Here is a 19,220-nt window from a genome sequence, read left to right as displayed (position 1 = left end):
ACCCGATCGATACGTCCGTGATCGTCGCCACCATTTCGGCAGCGTCCGATCGCGGACTTCTCCACTACGCGATCGCGTCCTTCACGGTCGACGCCGACGACCACCGGACGACCTGCTCGAGCCCGTGTCGGCACAGGAGCTCGCTCTCGTTGAAATAAACGAACGGTTTGGCGCCCGTCTCCATGCCGGTCTGCATCGATTCGATGTTGCCGAGATCCTCGAGCATGCCGTCGGAGATGTGCGACGTGAAATGCTCGAGCTGCAGGCGCTCGCGCACGCTCTTCGGTTTCTTGTTGTAGAAGCGCGCCTCCCAGATCGTCGTATTCACCGACGTCGGCCAGAATTCATGTGTCCAGAACTGGTTCGCCGAGACCTGCAGATGCCAGTTGGGAAAGAACCAGTTCACGTCCTGCGACCAGTTCGGATGCCGATCGGGGTTCACGCCGCGATGCTCCGTGAGCGGATTGGCCTGCGCGACGTTGCGCGTGCCGGTCACCGTTTCGCCCGCCGAAAACAGCCAGCGCGCTACCTTCGCCTTCTCCGGCACCGCGACGTTCTGGTTCAGCCAAAGCGAGAACGAGCGATGGGCGCCGCGCAGGTTCGCGCTCAGGGGCCGCCCGAACGGATTCTCCCTGCCGGTGTAGATGGGCGCGAACGTCTTCGGGTGGATCGACGCGATGTGATACACCTCGCTGAAGTTCTCGGCCACCGCCTTCCAGTTCGCCTTGAATTCGCCGCGCAGCACGATCGTGTTGTCGGCGTTCGGATAGTCGATGCCAGACAGCGCTTCCGCCATCGGACCGAGAAACTCGGCGAGGCTCACCTCCGGCGCGGGCGCCATGTTGATGAAGATCCAGCCGTCCCACACGTCGAGTGCGACGGGTGTGAGCCCGCATTTCTTCCGGTCGAGATGGAAGAAACCGGCTTCGTCGGGCACGTTCGCCAACTCGCCCGCGTTGCCGTATCCCCAGCTGTGATAACGGCAGACGAAACGCTTGGCGTTACCGCTCGGGCGGTGCTCCACGATGTTCGCGCGATGCGCACACACGTTGTGAAACGCGCGGACGTTGCCGTCCTCCGAACGCGCGACGATCACGGACGCCTTCGCAACCGCAAGATCCTTCACGAAGAAATCGCCCGGCTTCGGGATCCGCTCGACACGGCCCACCATCAGCCACGCACGGCGGAAGATTCGTTCGCGTTCGATTTCGTATTGTTCCGGATCCGTGTACAGCGTGGTCGGCATCGGCTTCGTCGACAGGCCGACGGATTCGGTCAAGCTCGGTTTGAGTTCGCCAGGGTGATTCATGCCAGCTCCTTAAAAGGGTTTGGGTGCGGGATTCGAATCAAATCGACGTGGCGCGCTCAACCGTGCGGCTGAAAGCCGGTAGTGATCGTCAATGCGTGAACCGGCGGCGCATGCCTGATGCCCGACGTCTCGTGCATCTCGACTGCGATCGCGGCGTGGCACATCGCGAGCAGCAAGCGAAACAGGTTCTGCTCCGGCATTGGCATGTCGTCGAGCGGAAACTGCTCGAGATGGACAGTCGCCTCCGCGCGGACATCGCTTCGTAAAACGCCACAATCTCCGCGTACGGCGTGGCCGCCCGATTGATCCAGCGCGCGTGCGACGTCGGCGCATTCCAGCGATCGAGAAACGGTTCGAGGGATTCGAAGCCTATGGGCAAACGCTTCGAATCGCGTGATTCATCGTCAGTCATCGTGCTCCTCCAATTTGAAACGCAACACCCGAGCCCGAAATGAGCTGCAGCGCATCGCGTCATCTCAAAGCGTCATGCGTACCCTCGCGACATCAGCACCCAGATGTCCGCGCGCCATCTTTCCGGCTTCGACCTGGGGTGCCATCGGCTTCGCACGCCACCAGAAACGTTTCGCATTCCGTACTTCAAAATACATGGCGATATCCGAGCTGATTCGGCCTGTTCGAGGTCCGCGCATTTATCTAACTAACGATAGCTTGATTACAAGAATGCGTGCGCTCCATCCGGTCAAACCCCTATGCGAATGCCTGTTTCAGGAGGATTGGGACGAGCTTGCCAAGCAACAACAAGCCCGACGACGCTACGTGCGAAGTTCGCGTGGCAGCTCAGGTGTCGTGGCAACCGTGCTTAGTGGATAACACTCATGGCGAATCACTTTGGGGCACGCCAAACTAACTAACAATTGTTCGATTAAATGCGATGTGCCGGTGGAACCGCCGATGCGCCGCACCGAAATCAAGATTGCACGGATGCGAATGACCCGACGGGCGCGCATTCAGCCTATCGGCTCGACACCAACCCTTCACATGAATCCATCGACCGCATTGGAGATAAGATGAGGAATGCCATGAATGACGTACCACCCATCGACGGCGTGGATGAAGCACCAACGGGACAATCGTCGCCAAGAGTGGTCCACGACAGTCTTCGGTCGTGGTACATCCTGGTCATCGTCACGCTGGCATATTCGCTTGCGTACATCGACCGCCAGCTTCTCAATCTGCTCGTCGATCCGATCCGGCATTCGCTTGGTATCTCCGACACGCAACTCAGCCTCGTGCAAGGGGTCGCATTCATTTCCGCGTACCTGATCGCATCACCGCTATTCGGTCGACTCGTCGACGTAACCAACCGGCGCAACATCCTGCTGGTCGGCATTTGCCTATGGTGCATTTTTACGGCGCTGTGCGGCAAGGCCACGACGTTCCAGGGCCTGTTCCTGGCGCGCTTTGGCGTCGGGGCTAGTGAAGCATGCGTGTTCCCGATCGCGTTGTCGCTGATTGCCGACTGCTTTTCGGCGAAGCAGATGCCGCGCGCGATGAGCGTGTTCATTCTCGGCCCGATGCTTGGCGGTGGACTCTCTCTCGTCGCCGGCGGCCTCGTCATCTCGTTCACCCGCAACGTTCGCCAGCAATTACCAGCGCTCGCCGGATTCGAGACCTGGCAACTGGCATTCGTGTTGATCGGGCTTCCAGGCATGCTGTTTGCGTTGCTCGTGTGGCTGACCGTGCGCGAGCCCATGCGCAGCAAGGTCGTCAGCGGTAGCGCGGACGACCGCCAGTTCTCGACCCGCGAATCCGCCGCATTTCTTTGGGCTCGGCGCGGGTTCTACGCACGCATATTGCTCGGCGTCGGCATGCTCGCCATTGTCGTGCTGGGCATGCCCGCGTGGATGCCGACCTACCTGATCCGTTCGCACGGCATGCCCGCTGCGCTGGTCGGATTTCGTTTCGGCGCGCTGGTGGTCTGCTGCGGAATTGCGGGGGCACTGTCGGGCCCCTGGGTGGTGCGCCGCTTCGAACAGCGCGGCTATGAGGACGCACCGTTGCGCGCGGCAGCGTTCGCGATGATCCCGATGTTGCTGTGCTGCGCGAGTATCCCGTTTGTGCCTGATGCAACGGGTACGCTGGTCGCAGCCGGCGGCACCGTGTTTTTCTTTACGCTGCCGACGGGGTGCATGGCCGCGGCTCTGCAACTCGTCGCGCCCAGCCGCATGCGCGGCACCGTCGGGGCGCTCTACTCGTTCTTCGCGCAGTTGATCGGTTTTGGGCTCGGACCTACGCTGATCGCAGTCTTCACCGACCGTGTGTTCGGCAATCCGAAGATGGTCGGTGGCTCGATCGGGATCATCTGTACGATCGCGTCCGCTCTCGCTGCGTGGCTGCTGTTCGGCGCACTGCCTCATTATCGTCGTCTGCTCGCGGAGGAGCGTGGCACGCATATAGGTTGACGTGGATTTGGACGAGACCAGTAAGCGCGCGACCAACGTTGCGCGCCATCGATACACGATTTCAATGCGGATGGGCATGCCGCGCGCACCGTACTAAACGCGGTGGCGGGTCGGGTGCCATGTACGAGACCGAACCCGGTCGGGCTCTCGTCGAGTCACTCGCGTCGGAACACGATTCGCACATTACATAAATAGTATTTGTTAATTTAAAAGGGTCGAATCTTTACACCCCATAACCTCGCCACCGCCGACAAGGTATGCATATTGCACCGTAGCCTCATCTTTCCTCGCCAACATAGGAGAACCGATGAGCGATCCCACCACAAATTCCGGCACGACTGCGAAATCGGTGCCGTCCCCACGAGACCCACATCTTCGCGCGCTGGCGAACTGTATCTGCTTCCTCACGATGGATGCAGTCCAGAAAGCCAACAGCGGTCATCCCGGTGCGCCAATGGGATTGGCTGACGTCGCGACCGTCCTGTTCAAGGAGTTCATCCAATTCGATGCATCGGACCCCCACTGGATCGATCGAGACCGGTTGGTACTTTCCAACGGCCACGCGTCGATGCTCCTCTACAGCCTCCTCTATCTCACCGGCTATTCCGACATGACCCTGGACGAGCTCAAGCGGTTCCGGCAAGTCGGCAGCAAGACACCCGGTCATCCGGAGTACTCGCATGCCGATGGCATCGAACTGACTACCGGTCCCCTCGGACAAGGCATCGCGGACTCCGTCGGCATGGCGTTGGCCGAACGCGTGATGAATGCGAACTTCGGCGATGATCTCGTCGATCACTACACATACGTATTTCTCGGTGACGGTTGCCTGATGGAGGGCATCAGCCACGAGGCCATTTCGTTGGCCGGCCACCTCCGGTTGGGCAGACTGATCGCGTTCTGGGACAACAATTCGATTTCCATCGACGGGGCCACCAAGCTCGCTGTCTCGGACAACGAAATCGAGCGCTTTCACTCGGCTGGATGGCACGTCCTGGAAATCGACGGCCACGATACGGATGCGATACGGCGTGCTATCGAGACCGCTCGGACAACGAATGACAGACCGACCTTGATCGCATGCAGGACGATCATCGGTTTCGGCTTTCCGACGAAGGCTGGAACCGAGAAAGCCCATAGCGACGCGCCGGGCGAGGATGAAATCGCGGGCGCACGACAGACCCTCGACTGGCATTCACCGCCGTTCGAAATCCCGGATGACCTGCTGAAAGCATGGCGGGAGGTCGGGGCGCGCGGCCGCGACGCAAGACTCGCGTGGGAAGAGCGTGTCCGCCGGGCACCGCAGGCGCTGCGTACCGAATTCGAGCGGCGCAATGCGGGCAAGCTTCCCGATGACTGGAAGCAGGCCATTGCCGCGGCACGGCAGGCTTTTATTGCCAGTGGTCGTGAAATGGCCACCCGCAAGGCCAGCGGCGAAGTGCTTGACCGTCTCTTCGACGTGATTCCGGAATTGCTCGGCGGCTCGGCGGACCTTACGGTGTCCAACAATACGAAGACAAAAAATCAAATCGCAATCGAGCCTGGCCGGTTCAAAGGTTCATACCTTCACTACGGCGTCCGCGAACACGGCATGGCCGCGGCCATGAACGGCATTGCCCTTCATGGAGGCCTCATTCCGTACGGTGGCACCTTCCTTTGTTTTTCGGACTACTGTCGACCGGCGATCCGGTTAAGCGCGATGATGCGGGTGCGATCCATCTTCGTGATGACGCACGATTCCATCGGTCTCGGCGAAGATGGCCCGACTCATCAACCCGTTGAACATCTTGCCGCCCTTCGGGCCATTCCCCAACTCGCCGTCTATCGGCCGGCCGATCCAGTCGAAACGGCAGAGTGCTGGGAACTGATTCTCGAACAGCCCCGCAGGGCTGCCCTCCTCGCATTGTCACGACAGCCGGTCCCGCTCCTGCGCAACGAGCCTGGAAACGAAAACAAGTCGGCACGGGGTGCCTATATTTTGCGGGAGGCCGATGGCGGACCGCGCCAACTCACGCTGCTCGCGACAGGTTCGGAGGTCGACCTCGCCGTCCAGGCACGCGACGTCCTGCAGCACGAAGGCGTGCCGACGGCCGTTGTATCGATGCCGTGCCGCCTGCTCTTCGAGGAGCAGCCACGCGATTACCAACGGGCCGTGCTGGGCACCTCTCCCGCGAGAGTCGCGGTCGAGGCGGCGGTCGAACTGGGATGGGAGCGGTACATCGGTCCGGAAGGCCGGTTCGTCGGAATGCACAGTTTCGGCGAGTCCGGGAAAATCAAAGACGTGTACGACAAGTTTGACATTACGGTAGATGCGGTTGTTCGCGCGGCGCACCAGGTGTTATCCGAAGTGTGACATTGCTGCGATCCGCTCGGGATGCGATGACCTCGCAGGGCTCGTGGATGTGCTTGGAGAAGTGGGCGGCCCCGATTTTTCGGTGGATTCTCGCGTAGCGTTAGAATAGCGCCCCTTCTCATGGGAGACGAAAATGTCCTGGTTCGTATACGAAGTGCCCGAATACCACGAAGACGCTGCGCGCATCGAGCCCTTCAGCGACCTGCGCAGCCGTGTGCTGCAAGTCAGTGGCGCGGCCATGGCCGATGAACTGGAAAGCGTTCGCGAGAACGCCGCGGCAACGGCGGACACTCCCGATCGTCCCCTGCGCACTCCGGAAAATCCGCATGTCTTTCCGATTCCTTACGCCGACTCCATGATCCTGGTCGGGTTCATCTTCGATTTGAAACGCGAATTCCGGCAACTGGTCGTGTCGCCCGTGGAAATGCCCTGGTTGAACGACGCGTAAAAGCTGGCCCCAGCGGAAGCCGACGGAAAAAGTCGAGCGTGCTCGCGAGCCAGTTCGAATAGTCAGCGCGCTCGACAGAATGACCCGGCGCACCAGAACGAGTGCCTAGAAATTGCGCGCCACGCCGACCATGAACATGTCCTGGTCCTTGTCGTTGCCGGTTGCGACGCGATTGAAGCGCAAGCTTGCCGCCCAATCGTTCGTGACCTGATAGGTTACTTGCGCGCTGAGCAACGCATTGAGTCGCGTCTTGCCCGAGGTCTCGTCCCGATCCCGCGAGAGATACGGACCGACGCCTGCCGACAGCGTCCATTTGCTCTTGATCGGCGCGACGTACCAGAATTGCGCGGCCACGCCTCGTCGGCCGGCAACGCCATTGTTGCCTTCGTAGACGAAGCTCGCCGAATAAGCCCACGCATTGCCGAGCGGCCGCTTGACTTCGACCATGTATCCCTTTTCGATCGGCACTTGAGGACGGTTCGTCTGCGACGTCCCGGCCCAGACGCTGACCTGCGTCTTGCCGTCCGAAAACGCCGGGCGAGGATCGCCGCCGAAATCCGAGCCGATGCCGAAGAGCACGGCGTCGGAATTGAATCCGCCAATCATCTGGACGTGGTTGTACTGCACCTTGAGGAAGAAGCGCTTGGGCACGACGTAATACCGCACCGCCGCCGACGCACGCACACCCCAGCGCTTTTCATTGCGTGCCCGGTCGTCGACATGTGTCGTGTCCATGCTGAAATACGGGCCCGCCGAAAATTCGAGCGCCAGACGACTGCCGACCGGCCAACGAAACGAACCCAGGGCAGCGAAGCCGTCGCGATGATGATCCGCCGGATGCCCTTCGTTCAAGTATGCAAGGTAGACCGACAGGTAATCGTTCAAGACGTCGCCGAAGCCGACTTCGTACGCACGCCAATGCATATCGCCACCCTCGGTCGCGCGCCCGTCGCCATACACCGCATAGGCGTTGAGCGTTCGCTCAGATGATTTGAGCCCGCCCGGCGGGCTCGAAGGATCGTCCTCGGCGTGCGCGGGTACCGGGCACGCCAGCATGGTCAGACCGGCGATCGAGCTGGCGAGGACCCAGCGCGAACGGATGCGACGGCAGTCTTCCATTTGGACACCCTCCTCACCTTGGTAACCGCGATTTGCCGGAAAGGTTGATAGCGATTATAGGCGGCGCCCGGTCGGACGGCTGACGTGCACCGCATGCCGACATCGGGCGATCAGGCGGCGGCCCTCACGGCGCGGCCGCGACCCGCCACTTGCCCGCCGGAATCGGGGAACGACCGGTGAGCCGTCGCCCCCCTTGAAATTCACGCGGCGTATCCTATTTTAGGTATCGCTCAAGGCAGTCGCGGCTTACGCGCTGCGTGTTTCGATTTGTTAGTCAGCGACCCTCTCGCGGATGGACGAACTGGAGCGCGTGGTCCGGTACGTCCCCCGCAGGGGGCACAACAGGAGCGAGTCATGAGCGATATCTTCTTCCCCTCCGATCTGCTGGCGGAATTCGACCGCCTGCAACGGCAGATGGCCGGTATGTTCACGGGCTTGCCGGCCAGTCTGCGCGCCCCGCGGCCCGGTGCGTTTCCACCGGTCAATATCGGCAGTACCGACGACACGGTGGAGATCGTCGCCTTCGCGCCGGGTCTCGACCCCGCCAGGATCGACATCTCCGTCGATCGCCGGCTACTGTCGATCAGCGGCGAGCGCACACCGCCGGACGATGGCACGACCGACGACGAGCGGCGCGTCTACGCGAACGAACGTTTCATGGGCGCATTCCGCCGCGTGATCGAACTGCCGCAACATGCGGACCCCGACAAGATCGAGGCCCGCTATACGAACGGCTGCCTGACGATCAGCATCGGCAAGTCGGAAGCATCGAAGCCGCGCGCGATTGCGGTCCAGTAAGCAGCACGACGTCACGAACGCATGACGGAGGACATCATGAGTGACACCAATACGACCGAACTGACGACCCGTGCGGCCGACACTCGAACGGCCGTGACGAACCGTGAAGCGGCTCAGCACGACACGCCGCGCACGCGTATTGCGCCGGCCGTCGACATCGTCGAGGATGCGCACGGCATCACGTTGTACGCGGACCTGCCGGGCGTGCCGCGCGAGAAGCTCGACGTCCGCGTGCACGACGGCAGCCTTGCCATCGAAGCGGAGGCCGTCGTTCCGACGCCAGCGGGATTGCGCCTGCAGCACGGCGAAGTGCAGCATCCGCACTTCTCGCGCGCATTCACGCTCAGCCCGGATTTCGACGTGTCGCGCATCGACGCGCAACTGCGCGACGGCGTGTTGAAACTGAGCATCCCGCGGCGCGAGGAAGCGAAACCGCGGCGGATCGAGGTGATGGCGGGGTAAACGGACGCGCCGGGCGCGTTTCATCGACCCGGCGCGGTCCGCGTCGCTTGCGCCGCTTCGACCGCCGGGTGCGGGCACCCGCGCTTACGGTCGCGGCGTGAAGTACCGGCACCGCGCAAGCGAGTCGTCGCACATGTCGTATTTCCATGCAGGAGGCATCCGATGCAGATCAACAGGACGATCGAACATGGCGGATATACGGTCCGGGCCGTGGTGACCGACACGGAGACGGGCCGCTATTCGGCGACGGCGATCCTCATGGATCGCGACGGTGAAAGCCGGGCGCTCGGCGTCGACGGCGACTTCGCCGATACCCGCGAAGCATGCGACCAGGCGCTCGAACTCGGGCTCGCATGGATCCAGCGACGGTCGGTCGTGTCGGACCGGTATGTGAGACGAAATCGAGCCGGGCCGAGCCGCGATTTGGACAAGGTACCGCGCGCACGACGACAAGCCTGACGCACGTTGCGCTTGCCATCGGCGACGGCCCGGCTGCCACGCCGGCGAACAGGTTTGCCGCGGGGTTACCGTGCGCGGGTAGCCGGGTCACTCACCGACGCTCAAACCGCCAGGCACCGGCATTTGACGGTCCGATGGTCGCCGATGCCGGCGTGCGCCCCGCCGCGGCCGAACCCCGACCGCTTCGCATCGCCGACCGGCGAGATCTCGTTTCGCATCGACACGCGGGTGTCGAACGATCGCCCGATCATCCGAGCCAAGACTTGATGTTCGCGCCCATCGCGCCAGCCGAGATCCCGTACCGCTCGTGCAACGTCGGCAGCGCGCCCGCGGCGAGGTATGCATCCGGCAGTGCGATCTGCCGGAACGGGACCGCGACGCCGGCGCCGAGCAACGCGGTCGCGACCGCTTCGCCGAGGCCGCCGATCACCGTATGGTTCTCGGCGACGATGACCATGCGCCCCCTGCGCGCGGCCTCGCGGACGATGGTCGCCGTATCGAGCGGCTTGATCGTCGGTACGTGCAGCACGGCGACATCGACGCGATCGCCCTGAAGCGCCTTCGCTACCTCGAGCGCGCGCATCGTCATGATCCCGGACGAGATCAGCAGCACGTCGTTGCCGTCGCGCAGCAGCTTGGCCTTGCCGAGTTCGAAACGGTAATCGTATTCGTCGAGCACGGCCGGCACGTTGCCACGCAGCAGGCGGGCGTACACCGGCCCCTTGTGCGCGGCGATGGCCGGCACCATCTGTTCGATGTCCAGCGCGTCGCACGGATCGATCACGGTCATGTTCGGCATCGCGCGCATCAGCGCCAGATCCTCGGCGGCCTGGTGGCTCGGCCCGTAGCCGGTCGTGAGCCCCGGCAATGCGCACACCAGCTTCACGTCGAGATTGTCCTCGGCAATCGCCTGATGAATGAAGTCGTACGCCCGGCGCGTCGCAAACACCGCATAGGTGGTGACGAACGGCTGCGCGCCTTCGTGCGCGAACCCGGCGGCGGCCCCCATCAGTAGTTGCTCGGCCATGCCCATCTGGTAGTAACGTTCGGGGAAGGCCTTCGCGAAGATGTGCAGGTCGGTGTACTTGCCGAGATCGGCCGTCATCCCGATCACGTTGTCGTTCGTGCGGGCGAGTTCGGTCAGCGCATGGCCGAACGGCGCAGCGCGGGTCGCCTGCCCTTCCGCCGCGATGGACGCGATCATCGCCGACGTCTTCAGACGCGGCTTGTTGTCGACGGTGCTCATGCCTGTCTCCCTGCTTCGAGTGCGTCGAGCGCGAGTTGCCACTCGTGCGCATCGACGCGGATGAAATGGCTCTTCTCGCGTGCCTCGAGGAACGGCACGCCGCACCCCATCTTCGTGTCGCAGACGATGATGCGCGGCTGCGGCGCGCCATGCCGGCGCGCCTGGTCGAACGCACGCTTCACCGCGTCGATGTCGTTGCCGTCCACGCGTTGCACGTACCAGCCGAACGCCTCGAGCTTGTCGACCAGCGGCTCGAACGCCATGACCTGGGTCGACGGGCCGTCGGCCTGCTGGTTGTTCACGTCGACGATCGCGATCAGGTTGTCGAGCCGCCAGTGCGCGGCCGACATCAGCCCTTCCCAGATGGCTCCTTCGTCCAGCTCGCCGTCCGAGAACAGCGTGTAGACGAACGCATCCGAGCCCTTGCGCTTCAGGCCGAGACAACGGCCGACCGCGATCGTCAGGCCCTGCCCGAGCGAGCCGCCGGACATTTCCATGCCGGGCGTATAGCTCGCCATGCCGGACATCGGCAAACGGCTGTCGTCGCTGCCATAGGTCTCGAGTTCCGCGGCCGGCAGGATGCCGGCTTCGAACAGCGCCGCGTACAGCGCGATCGCATAGTGCCCGTTGGACAGCAGGAAGCGGTCGCGCCCTTCCCATTCGGGATCGTCGGCGCGATAGCGCATCGCGCCGAAATACGCGACGGCCAGCACGTCGGCGATGTCGAGCGCCTGGCCGACATAGCCCTGCCCCTGCACTTCGCCCATCAGCACGGCGTTTCTACGGATGCGGTACGCGCGCTCGGCGAGCGTGGCCGCTTCATGGATGGTTTCGTTGTCCATCGATAGCTCCATTATCGGATCGGAAGGAATACAAATCGAATCAGCGGTTGACGGATCGCGGAACGAGGAACACCAACAGCGCACCGACCGCGATCGCGACGGAGATGAACACGAGTCCCGCGGTGGACTTGCCGGTCAGGTCGTTCAGCCAGCCGACAATCGCCGGCGAGAAGAAACCGGCGAGGTTCGCGAAGCAATTGACCGCGGCGATGCCCGCCGCCGCCGACACCCCGCCCAGCAATGCGGTCGGCAGCGACCAGAACTGCGACGACGACGCGAGGATGCCGGCGGACGCGATGCTCAGGCACACGATCGACGCGCCGACGCTGCCGAGCATCGGCAACGTGGCGAAGCCCGCCGCCGCGACCAGCATCGGCACCGCGAGATGAAGGCGGCGCTCGCGGCGACGATCCGCGCTGATGCCGATCAGCGGCAGCGCGACGATCGCACAGGCATACGGAATCGCGGTGAACAGGCCGACCCACAGCGGATCGGCAACGCCGGCCTTGCGAATGATCGTCGGCAGCCAGAACGTGAGGCCGTACTGGCCGAGCACCACGCAGAAGTAGATCGCCGCCATCAGCCACAGGCGTCGGTCCGCGACGAACGTACGGATCGACAGGTGGGCGGTGGTGTGCTCGGCATCGGCCGACACGTTGCGCGCCAGGAGGGATTTTTCGGCGTCGGTCAGCCATTTCGCGCCGGCGATGCCATCGTCGAGATACAGCAGGATCGCGAAACCCAGCACGAACGAAGGCAGCGCCTCGAGCAGAAACAGCCACTTCCAGCCCGCCATCGACATCGCGCCGTGCAGGGAATGCATGATCGCGCCCGACAGCGGCCCGCCGATGATCCCGGCGAGCGGAATCGCCATGAAGAACAGCGACAGCGCCTTCGCGCGCCGCGCCGACGGGAACCAGTACGTGAGGTACAGGATCACGCCCGGCGCGAAGCCTGCTTCGGCGACGCCGAGCAGAAACCGCAGCACGTAGAACGCGGTGGGCGACTTGACGAACACGAAGCTCGCCGAGATCGCCGCCCACGTCAGCATGATGCGCGCGAGCCAGCGACGCGCGCCGACGCGATGCAGGATCAGGTTGCTCGGCACCTCGAACAGAAAATAGCCGAGGAAGAAGATGCCTGCGCCCATGCCGTAGACCGTCTCGCTGAAGCGCAGGTCGTTGAGCATCTGCAGTTTCGCGAAGCCGACGTTGACACGGTCGAGATACGCGCCGAGATAGCACAACATCAGGAACGGGATCAGCCGTCGGGCAACCTTCGCGTAGGTGGCCGCCTCGAACGTCGGCGCATCGTCCCGTTGCAGCGTCTCGCCCTGGACCGGCGGTGCGGGGTACTTTGCTCTCATCTTTGTCTCCTGCCATGGCCCCGGGTCGTCCCGGGTGCATGATGGTCGGCGCCGCGCATCGGGCGGCGCCGTTCTCAGTGAATCAGCATCCCGCCATTGACGTCGAGCGTGACGCCCGTCAGATAGCTCGACAGGTCGCTCAGCAGGAACAGGCACGCATTGGCGACGTCGGCGGCATCGCCGAGCCGGCCGAGCGGAATGCCCTTGATGATGTCCTCGCGCATGTCGGGCGTCAGCTTGTCGCCGGTGATGTCGGTCTGGATCAGGCCCGGCGTGATCGAATTGACGCGGATGCGCTCGGCGCCGAATTCGCGTGCCATCGCCTTCGCGAGGCCGAGCACGCCGGCCTTGGCGGCGCTGTAGTGCGGGCCGCCGAAAATGCCGCCGCCGCGTTGCGCGGATACCGACGACATGCAGACGATGCTGCCGCTGCGCTGCGCCTTCATCGCGGGCAACACCGCCTGCGACATGTAGAGCGTGCCGCGCAGGTTCACGTCGACGATCGCATCGAAGTCGCGCGCCGAGATATCCAGCGTGCGCACGGGCTGCGTGATGCCGGCGTTGTTCACGAGGCCGTCGATACGGCCAAAGTGCTCCAGCACCGCGCGGGCTGCCGCCACGCACGCGTCGCGGTCGGTCACGTCGCACGCGAGGCCGAGATGATCCGGGCCGAGTTCGGCGGCGGCCGCTTGCGCGTCTTCGCGGCGCAGGTCGAGGATCGCCACGCGTGCGCCCTGCGCGGCCAGCGCGCGGGCCGTGGCCTTGCCGATACCGCGCGGCGATGCGGCGCCGGTCACGATGATGGCCTTGTCGTCGAGCAACATGGTTCGTCTCCTTATATCTTCGATTTGCTTCAAACTTCAGTTGTGGCCCGCCGTGAGGCGGGCTGCCTTACCGGTTGGCGGCCATGGCACAGCTTGTGTCTCCTGCGAGCCATCGAGCTCGAATCACAGCTCAAGGCGTGTCGTGGCTGCCTCGTTTAACGCTATCCCGAATGGTTGATTGATCTCATTTCGCATCTATAAGGCTGGGAGTCGATGAACATGAGCCAACCGGTTTTCGTCGGTATCGATGTCGCCAAGGACAGTGTCGAAGTCTGCTGCTCGGACGCCTCGACGCATGCGTTCGAGAACACTGAAGCCGGACACGCGAAGTTGTTGCGCTGGCTCAGGCGCAAGACAGTTACGTTGGTCATACTTGAGGCCACCGGCGGCTACGAGCGAGCCTGCGCGGTGGCGCTGGCGGGCGTCGGATTGCCCGTGTCGGTCATCAACCCTCGCCAGGCACGTGATTTTGCGCGGGCTATGGGGCGACTGGCCAAGACCGATCGGCTTGACGCGCGGGCATTGGCCGAGTTCGCCGCCGTGTTGCATGCCCAGGGGCATCAGCCCCGTGCGTTGGCCACTCAGGAGCAGCGTGAGCTCGTCGCACTTGTTACGCGCCGACGGCAACTCGTGGCCATGCTCGTGAGCGAGCGGCAACGCCTGGCCGTCGCTCACGAGCGGGCCCGTGCCAGCATCGAGGCAATGATCGAGGCCTTGCTCAGTCAGTTGGCCGACATCGATAACGACGTACAACGTGTGCTTCAGGAACGCTACGCCGATCTGTCGGCTTTGCTGCAATCGGTCAAGGGCGTTGGCCCGACCACCGCCAGTACACTCATCGCTGAACTGCCCGAACTCGGACACCTCACTCGCAAGCAGATCACCAGTCTTGCGGGGCTTGCACCCATCAATCGCGATTCGGGCACCCTGCGCGGGCAGCGCCATATCTTCGGCGGGCGCTCCAGTGTCCGACGCGTACTGTACGTCGCCGCACTGGTCGCCACGCGCTTCAATCCGCTGATCCGTAGCTGCTATCTGAGGCTGATCGCCGCCGGCAAGCCCAAAAAAGTCGCCCTCGTCGCGTGCATGCGCAAACTGCTCATCACGCTCAATGCCATCGCCCGCTCGGGCGAGCGGTGGCAGCCGGATTTCAAGGGCGCATGACATGGGCTGTCTCAAGATGGTTGCTGTGTTGATGTGTGTGCAGAGTGTCGGCTCGGCGGACACCCGCATCAACGCGGAAACGCTCAGACATCGTTGAGAAAATTTCAGGTGACGGCGCGCGGCCGGTGCTGCAGCGCAATATCGCGAGCGCCGTCGGGCGCCGCGTTCAAGCCGGCCGCGCGTGCGCCGCCACTTCCCGTTCGATCCATGCCAGGAAGCGCTTCACGCGCGGCAGCTCCGCGTTCTGCCGCGGGTAAACGAGATGATGCGCGCCGACTTCGACCGCATGGGCCGCGTCGAAGACCGGCACCAGCAGCCCTTCGCGGATCTTCACCGACGCGAGCATCAGGCTTTCGAGCGCGATGCCGAGGCCCAATGCGGCGGTTTCGAGCGACATGTACGAACGGTCGAACGAAAAATCGAAGGTCTTCTGGGCCGCGAGCGGCACGCCGGTCCGGCCGAACCACTGCTTCCACTGGACCAGCGGCGTTTCGGAATAGATCAGCCGATGCGCGAGCAGGTCTTCCGGCGCGTTCACCGGATGCCGTTCGAGATAGCGCGGCGACGCGAGCGGCGCGATGAATTCGCCGCGCACGGTCCGGACCTCGAGGTTGTCCCAGTTGCCGTAGCCGTGCCGGACATCGATATCGTAAAAGCCGTTCGAGAACGACACGTTTTCGTAAGAGCACGCGAGGTTCAGCTGGATATCGCCGTTCGCCTCCTGAAACGACGACAGCCGCGGCAGCAGCCACATCAGCCCGAAGCTCGGGCTCGAATGCACGCGCAGGATGTCCACTTCGGTGCGGCTCGACGCGCGCTCGGTCGCGCGGCTCAGGTCGGCCAGCGAGCCGGTGACGTCGGCCAGGTAGCGTTCGCCGGTCGGCGTGAGGACGAGGCCGCGCCCCGAACGCTGAAACAGCGGCTGACCGATCTGCGATTCGAGGTTGCTGAGCTGATGGCTCACCGCGGACGCGGTCAGGCCGAGCTCTTGCGCCGCACGGTTGACGCTTTTGGTCCGGGCGACGCTTTCGAACGCAATGATGGCCTTGAGCGGCGGAATGCGCATGCTGGAGTCCGTTGAAGAGAGCGGCTCGCCCGGCTGGCCGGGGCTAACGCCGGCGCTGAATCGTTGCCCGGGCAAAAGCGATACGGTACAACAGGAAGCGCGCCGGGACGATCGATTCGCGGCGTGGCCTCGGCTGGGCAGCACACCGCGCCGCGCCAACGCCGCCGCATGGACGACGCGACACGCATGGCGCGGACCGAATCATGCAAAATGCTGCGCATCTGAGTGGCGGAGAGTGACCGGTGGGCATCAATTTCGATTTGACCGACTTGCAGGCGTTTCGCGCGGTCGTGGAAACGGGCAGTTTCCGCAAGGCCGCCGAAGCGGTCAGCCTCTCCCAGCCCGCGTTGAGCCGCCGGATCGACAAGCTCGAGGACGCACTCGGCGTGCGGCTGTTCGAACGCACCACGCGCCGCGTCGCACTCACCACCGTCGGCCGCGTGTTCGCGCAGAGCGCCGAACAACTGCTCGACGATCTCGACGCCGCGCTGCTCGGCATCCGCGACGTGTCGTCGAGCCGCCTGGGCCACGTGACGATCGCCTGCGTGCCGTCGGTCGCCTACTACTTCCTGCCCCCCATCATCGCCCGCTATCATCAGCGCTTTCCGCGCATCAGGGTGAAGCTGCTCGACGCCGGCGCCAACGAGGTGCTCGGCGCCGTGATCAGCGGCGAGGCGGATTTCGGCGTGAGCTTTATCGGCAGCCAGGAGGCGGAGATCGAATTCAAGGTGCTGCTCCAGGAACGGTTCGTCGCCGCGTGCCGCCGCGACCATCCGCTCGCGCGCAAGAAGCGCGTGACCTGGAACGAACTTTACGAACACGATTACGTATCGGTGGACAAGACTTCCGGTAACCGCCTGCTGCTCGACCAGGCATTGGCCGCCGTCGCGCCGCGTAAGCCGAGCGTCTGCGAGGCGCGCCACGTCACGACCCTGCTCGGGCTGATCGAGGCGGGGCTCGGCGTCGCCGCGGTGCCATCGATGGCGATGCCGGGGCATGACCACCCGGTCCTCACGAGCGTGCCGCTCGTCGAGCCGGCCGTGAAACGGCGCGTGGGCATCGTCAAGCGGCGCGGGCGCTCGCTGACGCCGGCCGCCGAGGCGTTTCACCGGATGATCGTCGACGCGAAGCGCGGCGACGCCGTCGGCAGCGGCACATCGGCATGACGACGCCGGAACGCAAACGAAGGAAGATTGCATCGTGAGGTGGACCCGGCTGCTCAAATCGCTTTACGTGCAGGTCCTGCTCGCGATGATGCTCGGCATCGCCATCGGTCACGTGTGGCCGGCGGCGGGCTCGATGCTCAAGCCGCTCAGCGACGCGTTCGTCGGGCTCGTGAAGATGACCATCGCCCCGATCGTCTTTTGCACGATCGTGTCGGGCATCACGTCGTTGTCGAACGGGCGGGCCATCGGCCGCACGATCGTGCGGGCGCTCGCGCTCTTCTATCTGTTGACGGCCGCCGCGCTCGCGCTCGGGCTCGTCACCGCGTACGGGCTGCAACCGGGCGCCGGCATGCACATCGACGTCCATCATCTGGATGCGAGCATCCTGGCGCCGTACGCGAAGCATGCGGAGCCGCGCAGCCTGGTGGCGTTCGCGCTCGGCGTGATTCCGGATACGATGCTCGGCGCGTTCGCCAGCGGCGAAGTGTTGCCGGTGCTGCTGCTGTCGCTGTTGTTCGGCTTCTCGCTGAATGCGCATCCGCGCACCGCCCGCCCCGTTCTTGCGCTGATCGACGGCATCGCCCAGGTCGTCTTTCGCATCCTCGCGATGATCATGCGACTGGCGCCGCTCGGCGCGTTCGGCGCGATGGCGTTCACGGTGGGCCGCTTCGGCATCGGCTCGGTCGGTTCGCTTGCGAAGCTGATGATGTCCTTCTACGTGGCCTGCGCGCTGTTCGTCGCGCTGGTGCTCGCACCGCTCGCGCGGCTGCACGGCTTCGCGCTGTGGCGGCTCTTGCGTTACCTGCGCGAAGAGTTGCTCATCGTCCTCGCGACCTCGTCCACGGAGCCGGTCCTGCCGCGCCTGATCGTCAAGCTGGAAGCGCTCGGCTGCGACAAAGGCGTGGTGGGGCTCGTGCTGCCGGCCGGCTATTCGTTCAATCTGGACGGTACCGCGATCTATCTGACGCTCGCGGCGTTGTTCATCGCGCAGGCATGCGACGTCCCGCTTTCCGCGCCGCAGATCGCGACGATGCTCGCGATCATGCTGCTCACGTCCAAGGGGGCGGCCGGCGTGTCCGGCAGCGGGCTCGTCGCGCTGATCGCGACGCTCGCCGTCATGCCCGACCTGCCCGTCGCCGGGGTCGCGCTGCTGGTCGGCATCGATCGCTTCATGTCGGAAGCGCGCGCGCTGACCAGCGTGATCAGCAATGCGTGCGCGGTGATCTTCGTGTCGGCGTGGGAAGGTGCATGCGATCGCACGCGCCTCGCGCAGCGGCTCGCGTCGGCCGGGGCCGATGAAGCGCGTGCCGCGGCAGGCGGCGACGGCGACGGAAAGACGGTCTGATACGCGCCTTCCCGTCGATCGGGCTCAATGTGCGGAAACCGGATCCAGGCCGGTCGATTTCACGTCGGCCTGCACGTCGGGCGACGCAAGAAAGTCGAGCAGCGCCTTCGCTTCCCGCGGATGCTGCGCGCCGACCGGGATGCCGGCGGCGAAGCGCGTGACGGACTGCAGCGATTCGGGAATCTTGCCGACGAAGCTCGCCCCCTTGACGGGCAGCAGCTCGCTGACCTGCTGGAAGCCGATTTCGTAGTCGCCGTTCGCGACGACCGACGCCACCGGAATCCGCGGGATCATCTTCGCCTTCGACTTCACCTGCTCCTCGATCCCGAGCTTCTTGAACAGCGCGCGTTCGATATACACGCCGCTCGCGCTGTCCGAATAGGCGATCGATTTCGCGTGCAGCAGCACCTGCTTGAGGCCCTCGGCGGTGCTGATGTCGGGCTTTGCCGCGCCGTCGCGCACGACCATGCCGATGCGCGAGTCGGCCAGCTCGACGCGAGATTCGGGAGCGACCTTGCCTTGCTTGATCAGATCGTCCAGCGCGTAGCCGACCATGATCACGGCGTCGGCGGGCTCGCCGCGCGCGAGCCGGTTCGGAATTGCTTCGGGCGATTTGCCCATCGACGGGCCGAGCGCAGTAGCGAGCGTATTGCCCGTCGTGGACGCGAACCGGGGGCCGAGCACCTTGTAGGCGGCGGTGAAGCCGCCCGAGCTCATCACGTGCAGTTCGGCGGCCTGTACGTTGGCCGCCAACGCCGCGGTGGCGACGAGCGCGGTCGCGCAGAATGTCAGGAACGGATTTCTCATGGTCGTGGTCGTGCGGATTCGTG

Annotated in this window: 18 protein-coding genes; 9 read left to right on the top strand and 9 right to left on the bottom strand. The window is 64.2% G+C overall.

What is annotated here, in order from left to right; genetic code table 11:
- Positions 1-64 precede the first annotated feature (64 nt).
- Both CFB46_RS34230 and CFB46_RS36195 read right to left on the bottom strand, forming a co-directional pair.
- Positions 65-1,309 (bottom strand): aromatic ring-hydroxylating oxygenase subunit alpha, encoded by a 1,245-nt coding sequence (locus tag CFB46_RS34230; protein ID WP_027786647.1) that lies wholly within the window; start codon positions 1,307-1,309, stop codon positions 65-67.
- Between the two features lie 56 nt (positions 1,310-1,365).
- Positions 1,366-1,509, bottom strand: coding sequence for a hypothetical protein (locus CFB46_RS36195; RefSeq protein WP_155257387.1), 144 nt, complete (start codon positions 1,507-1,509; stop codon positions 1,366-1,368).
- A gap of 840 nt (positions 1,510-2,349) precedes the next feature.
- On the opposite strand from CFB46_RS36195, the gene CFB46_RS34225 reads away from it, so the two are divergent.
- The 3 genes from CFB46_RS34225 (at position 2,350) to CFB46_RS34215 (ending at position 6,533) form a co-directional block, all read left to right on the top strand.
- A complete protein-coding gene (locus CFB46_RS34225) occupies positions 2,350-3,732 on the top strand; it encodes a spinster family MFS transporter (protein ID WP_227789672.1) in 1,383 nt (460 codons plus the stop codon).
- Between the two features lie 307 nt (positions 3,733-4,039).
- Entirely contained in the window at positions 4,040-6,085 is a 2,046-nt protein-coding gene (gene tkt / locus CFB46_RS34220) for a transketolase (RefSeq protein ID WP_027786645.1), read from the top strand.
- 133 nt (positions 6,086-6,218) lie between these two features.
- Entirely contained in the window at positions 6,219-6,533 is a 315-nt protein-coding gene (locus tag CFB46_RS34215) for a hypothetical protein (protein WP_027786644.1), read from the top strand.
- A gap of 105 nt (positions 6,534-6,638) precedes the next feature.
- Here CFB46_RS34215 and CFB46_RS34210 read toward each other — a convergent pair whose 3' ends face one another.
- Positions 6,639-7,652, bottom strand: a complete 1,014-nt coding sequence (locus CFB46_RS34210; protein WP_027786643.1) for a hypothetical protein — start codon at positions 7,650-7,652, stop codon at positions 6,639-6,641.
- Between the two features lie 354 nt (positions 7,653-8,006).
- Here CFB46_RS34210 and CFB46_RS34205 point away from each other — a divergent pair, with 354 nt between their 5' ends.
- From CFB46_RS34205 to CFB46_RS34195, 3 genes are all read left to right on the top strand, one after another.
- Positions 8,007-8,450: an Hsp20/alpha crystallin family protein gene (locus tag CFB46_RS34205; protein ID WP_027786642.1), complete on the top strand. Its 444-nt coding sequence runs from the start codon at positions 8,007-8,009 to the stop codon at positions 8,448-8,450.
- A gap of 36 nt (positions 8,451-8,486) precedes the next feature.
- Positions 8,487-8,912 carry an Hsp20/alpha crystallin family protein gene (locus tag CFB46_RS34200; protein WP_027786641.1) on the top strand — a complete coding sequence of 142 codons (426 nt, stop codon included), beginning with the start codon at positions 8,487-8,489 and terminating at the stop codon, positions 8,910-8,912.
- Positions 8,913-9,074: 162 nt separating this feature from the next.
- Positions 9,075-9,371 (top strand): hypothetical protein, encoded by a 297-nt coding sequence (locus CFB46_RS34195; protein WP_027786640.1) that lies wholly within the window; start codon positions 9,075-9,077, stop codon positions 9,369-9,371.
- A 247-nt stretch (positions 9,372-9,618) separates the two neighbouring features.
- Here CFB46_RS34195 and CFB46_RS34190 read toward each other — a convergent pair whose 3' ends face one another.
- The 4 genes from CFB46_RS34190 to CFB46_RS34175 all read right to left on the bottom strand — a co-directional run bounded on the left by CFB46_RS34190 (position 9,619) and on the right by CFB46_RS34175 (position 13,649).
- The gene (locus CFB46_RS34190) at positions 9,619-10,617 is read right to left on the bottom strand and encodes a transketolase family protein (RefSeq protein ID WP_027786639.1); all 999 of its coding nucleotides are present in this window, start codon (positions 10,615-10,617) and stop codon (positions 9,619-9,621) included.
- Positions 10,614-11,459 (bottom strand): transketolase, encoded by an 846-nt coding sequence (locus CFB46_RS34185; protein ID WP_027786638.1) that lies wholly within the window; start codon positions 11,457-11,459, stop codon positions 10,614-10,616. Before CFB46_RS34185 ends, CFB46_RS34190 begins: the two co-directional genes overlap by 4 nt.
- A 40-nt stretch (positions 11,460-11,499) precedes the next feature.
- Positions 11,500-12,825 carry an MFS transporter gene (locus CFB46_RS34180; protein WP_027786637.1) on the bottom strand — a complete coding sequence of 442 codons (1,326 nt, stop codon included), beginning with the start codon at positions 12,823-12,825 and terminating at the stop codon, positions 11,500-11,502.
- A 74-nt stretch (positions 12,826-12,899) separates the two neighbouring features.
- The gene (locus CFB46_RS34175; RefSeq protein WP_089502471.1) at positions 12,900-13,649 is read right to left on the bottom strand and encodes an SDR family NAD(P)-dependent oxidoreductase; all 750 of its coding nucleotides are present in this window, start codon (positions 13,647-13,649) and stop codon (positions 12,900-12,902) included.
- Between the two features lie 213 nt (positions 13,650-13,862).
- On the opposite strand from CFB46_RS34175, the gene CFB46_RS34170 reads away from it, so the two are divergent.
- Positions 13,863-14,813, top strand: coding sequence for an IS110 family transposase (locus CFB46_RS34170; RefSeq protein ID WP_373558197.1), 951 nt, complete (start codon positions 13,863-13,865; stop codon positions 14,811-14,813).
- Between the two features lie 166 nt (positions 14,814-14,979).
- Here CFB46_RS34170 and CFB46_RS34165 read toward each other — a convergent pair whose 3' ends face one another.
- The gene (locus CFB46_RS34165; protein ID WP_027786635.1) at positions 14,980-15,879 is read right to left on the bottom strand and encodes a LysR substrate-binding domain-containing protein; all 900 of its coding nucleotides are present in this window, start codon (positions 15,877-15,879) and stop codon (positions 14,980-14,982) included.
- Positions 15,880-16,121: 242 nt separating this feature from the next.
- On the opposite strand from CFB46_RS34165, the gene CFB46_RS34160 reads away from it, so the two are divergent.
- Both CFB46_RS34160 and dctA read left to right on the top strand, forming a co-directional pair.
- A complete protein-coding gene (locus CFB46_RS34160) occupies positions 16,122-17,045 on the top strand; it encodes a LysR family transcriptional regulator (protein ID WP_027786634.1) in 924 nt (307 codons plus the stop codon).
- Positions 17,046-17,079: 34 nt separating this feature from the next.
- Positions 17,080-18,390: a C4-dicarboxylate transporter DctA gene (gene dctA, locus CFB46_RS34155; protein WP_027786633.1), complete on the top strand. Its 1,311-nt coding sequence runs from the start codon at positions 17,080-17,082 to the stop codon at positions 18,388-18,390.
- 24 nt (positions 18,391-18,414) lie between these two features.
- Here the strand turns inward: dctA and CFB46_RS34150 are convergent, their stop codons facing one another.
- Entirely contained in the window at positions 18,415-19,197 is a 783-nt protein-coding gene (locus tag CFB46_RS34150; protein WP_089502470.1) for a substrate-binding domain-containing protein, read from the bottom strand.
- Between the last annotated feature and the right edge of the window lie 23 nt (positions 19,198-19,220).

The organism is Burkholderia sp. HI2761, from assembly GCF_002223355.1.
GTDB lineage: Bacteria > Pseudomonadota > Gammaproteobacteria > Burkholderiales > Burkholderiaceae > Burkholderia.
Note: the sequence above shows the minus strand (reverse complement) of the source record. Positions and strands in the feature narration are given on the sequence as shown.

Coding starts and splice junctions, on each gene's coding strand:
- CFB46_RS34230 (WP_027786647.1), bottom strand. CDS start 1,309: ATGAATCACCCTGGCGAACTCAAACCGAGCTTGACCGAATCCGTCGGC.
- CFB46_RS36195 (WP_155257387.1), bottom strand. CDS start 1,509: ATGCCGGAGCAGAACCTGTTTCGCTTGCTGCTCGCGATGTGCCACGCC.
- CFB46_RS34225 (WP_227789672.1), top strand. CDS start 2,350: ATGAATGACGTACCACCCATCGACGGCGTGGATGAAGCACCAACGGGA.
- tkt (WP_027786645.1), top strand. CDS start 4,040: ATGAGCGATCCCACCACAAATTCCGGCACGACTGCGAAATCGGTGCCG.
- CFB46_RS34215 (WP_027786644.1), top strand. CDS start 6,219: ATGTCCTGGTTCGTATACGAAGTGCCCGAATACCACGAAGACGCTGCG.
- CFB46_RS34210 (WP_027786643.1), bottom strand. CDS start 7,652: ATGGAAGACTGCCGTCGCATCCGTTCGCGCTGGGTCCTCGCCAGCTCG.
- CFB46_RS34205 (WP_027786642.1), top strand. CDS start 8,007: ATGAGCGATATCTTCTTCCCCTCCGATCTGCTGGCGGAATTCGACCGC.
- CFB46_RS34200 (WP_027786641.1), top strand. CDS start 8,487: ATGAGTGACACCAATACGACCGAACTGACGACCCGTGCGGCCGACACT.
- CFB46_RS34195 (WP_027786640.1), top strand. CDS start 9,075: ATGCAGATCAACAGGACGATCGAACATGGCGGATATACGGTCCGGGCC.
- CFB46_RS34190 (WP_027786639.1), bottom strand. CDS start 10,617: ATGAGCACCGTCGACAACAAGCCGCGTCTGAAGACGTCGGCGATGATC.
- CFB46_RS34185 (WP_027786638.1), bottom strand. CDS start 11,459: ATGGACAACGAAACCATCCATGAAGCGGCCACGCTCGCCGAGCGCGCG.
- CFB46_RS34180 (WP_027786637.1), bottom strand. CDS start 12,825: ATGAGAGCAAAGTACCCCGCACCGCCGGTCCAGGGCGAGACGCTGCAA.
- CFB46_RS34175 (WP_089502471.1), bottom strand. CDS start 13,649: ATGTTGCTCGACGACAAGGCCATCATCGTGACCGGCGCCGCATCGCCG.
- CFB46_RS34170 (WP_373558197.1), top strand. CDS start 13,863: ATGAACATGAGCCAACCGGTTTTCGTCGGTATCGATGTCGCCAAGGAC.
- CFB46_RS34165 (WP_027786635.1), bottom strand. CDS start 15,879: ATGCGCATTCCGCCGCTCAAGGCCATCATTGCGTTCGAAAGCGTCGCC.
- CFB46_RS34150 (WP_089502470.1), bottom strand. CDS start 19,197: ATGAGAAATCCGTTCCTGACATTCTGCGCGACCGCGCTCGTCGCCACC.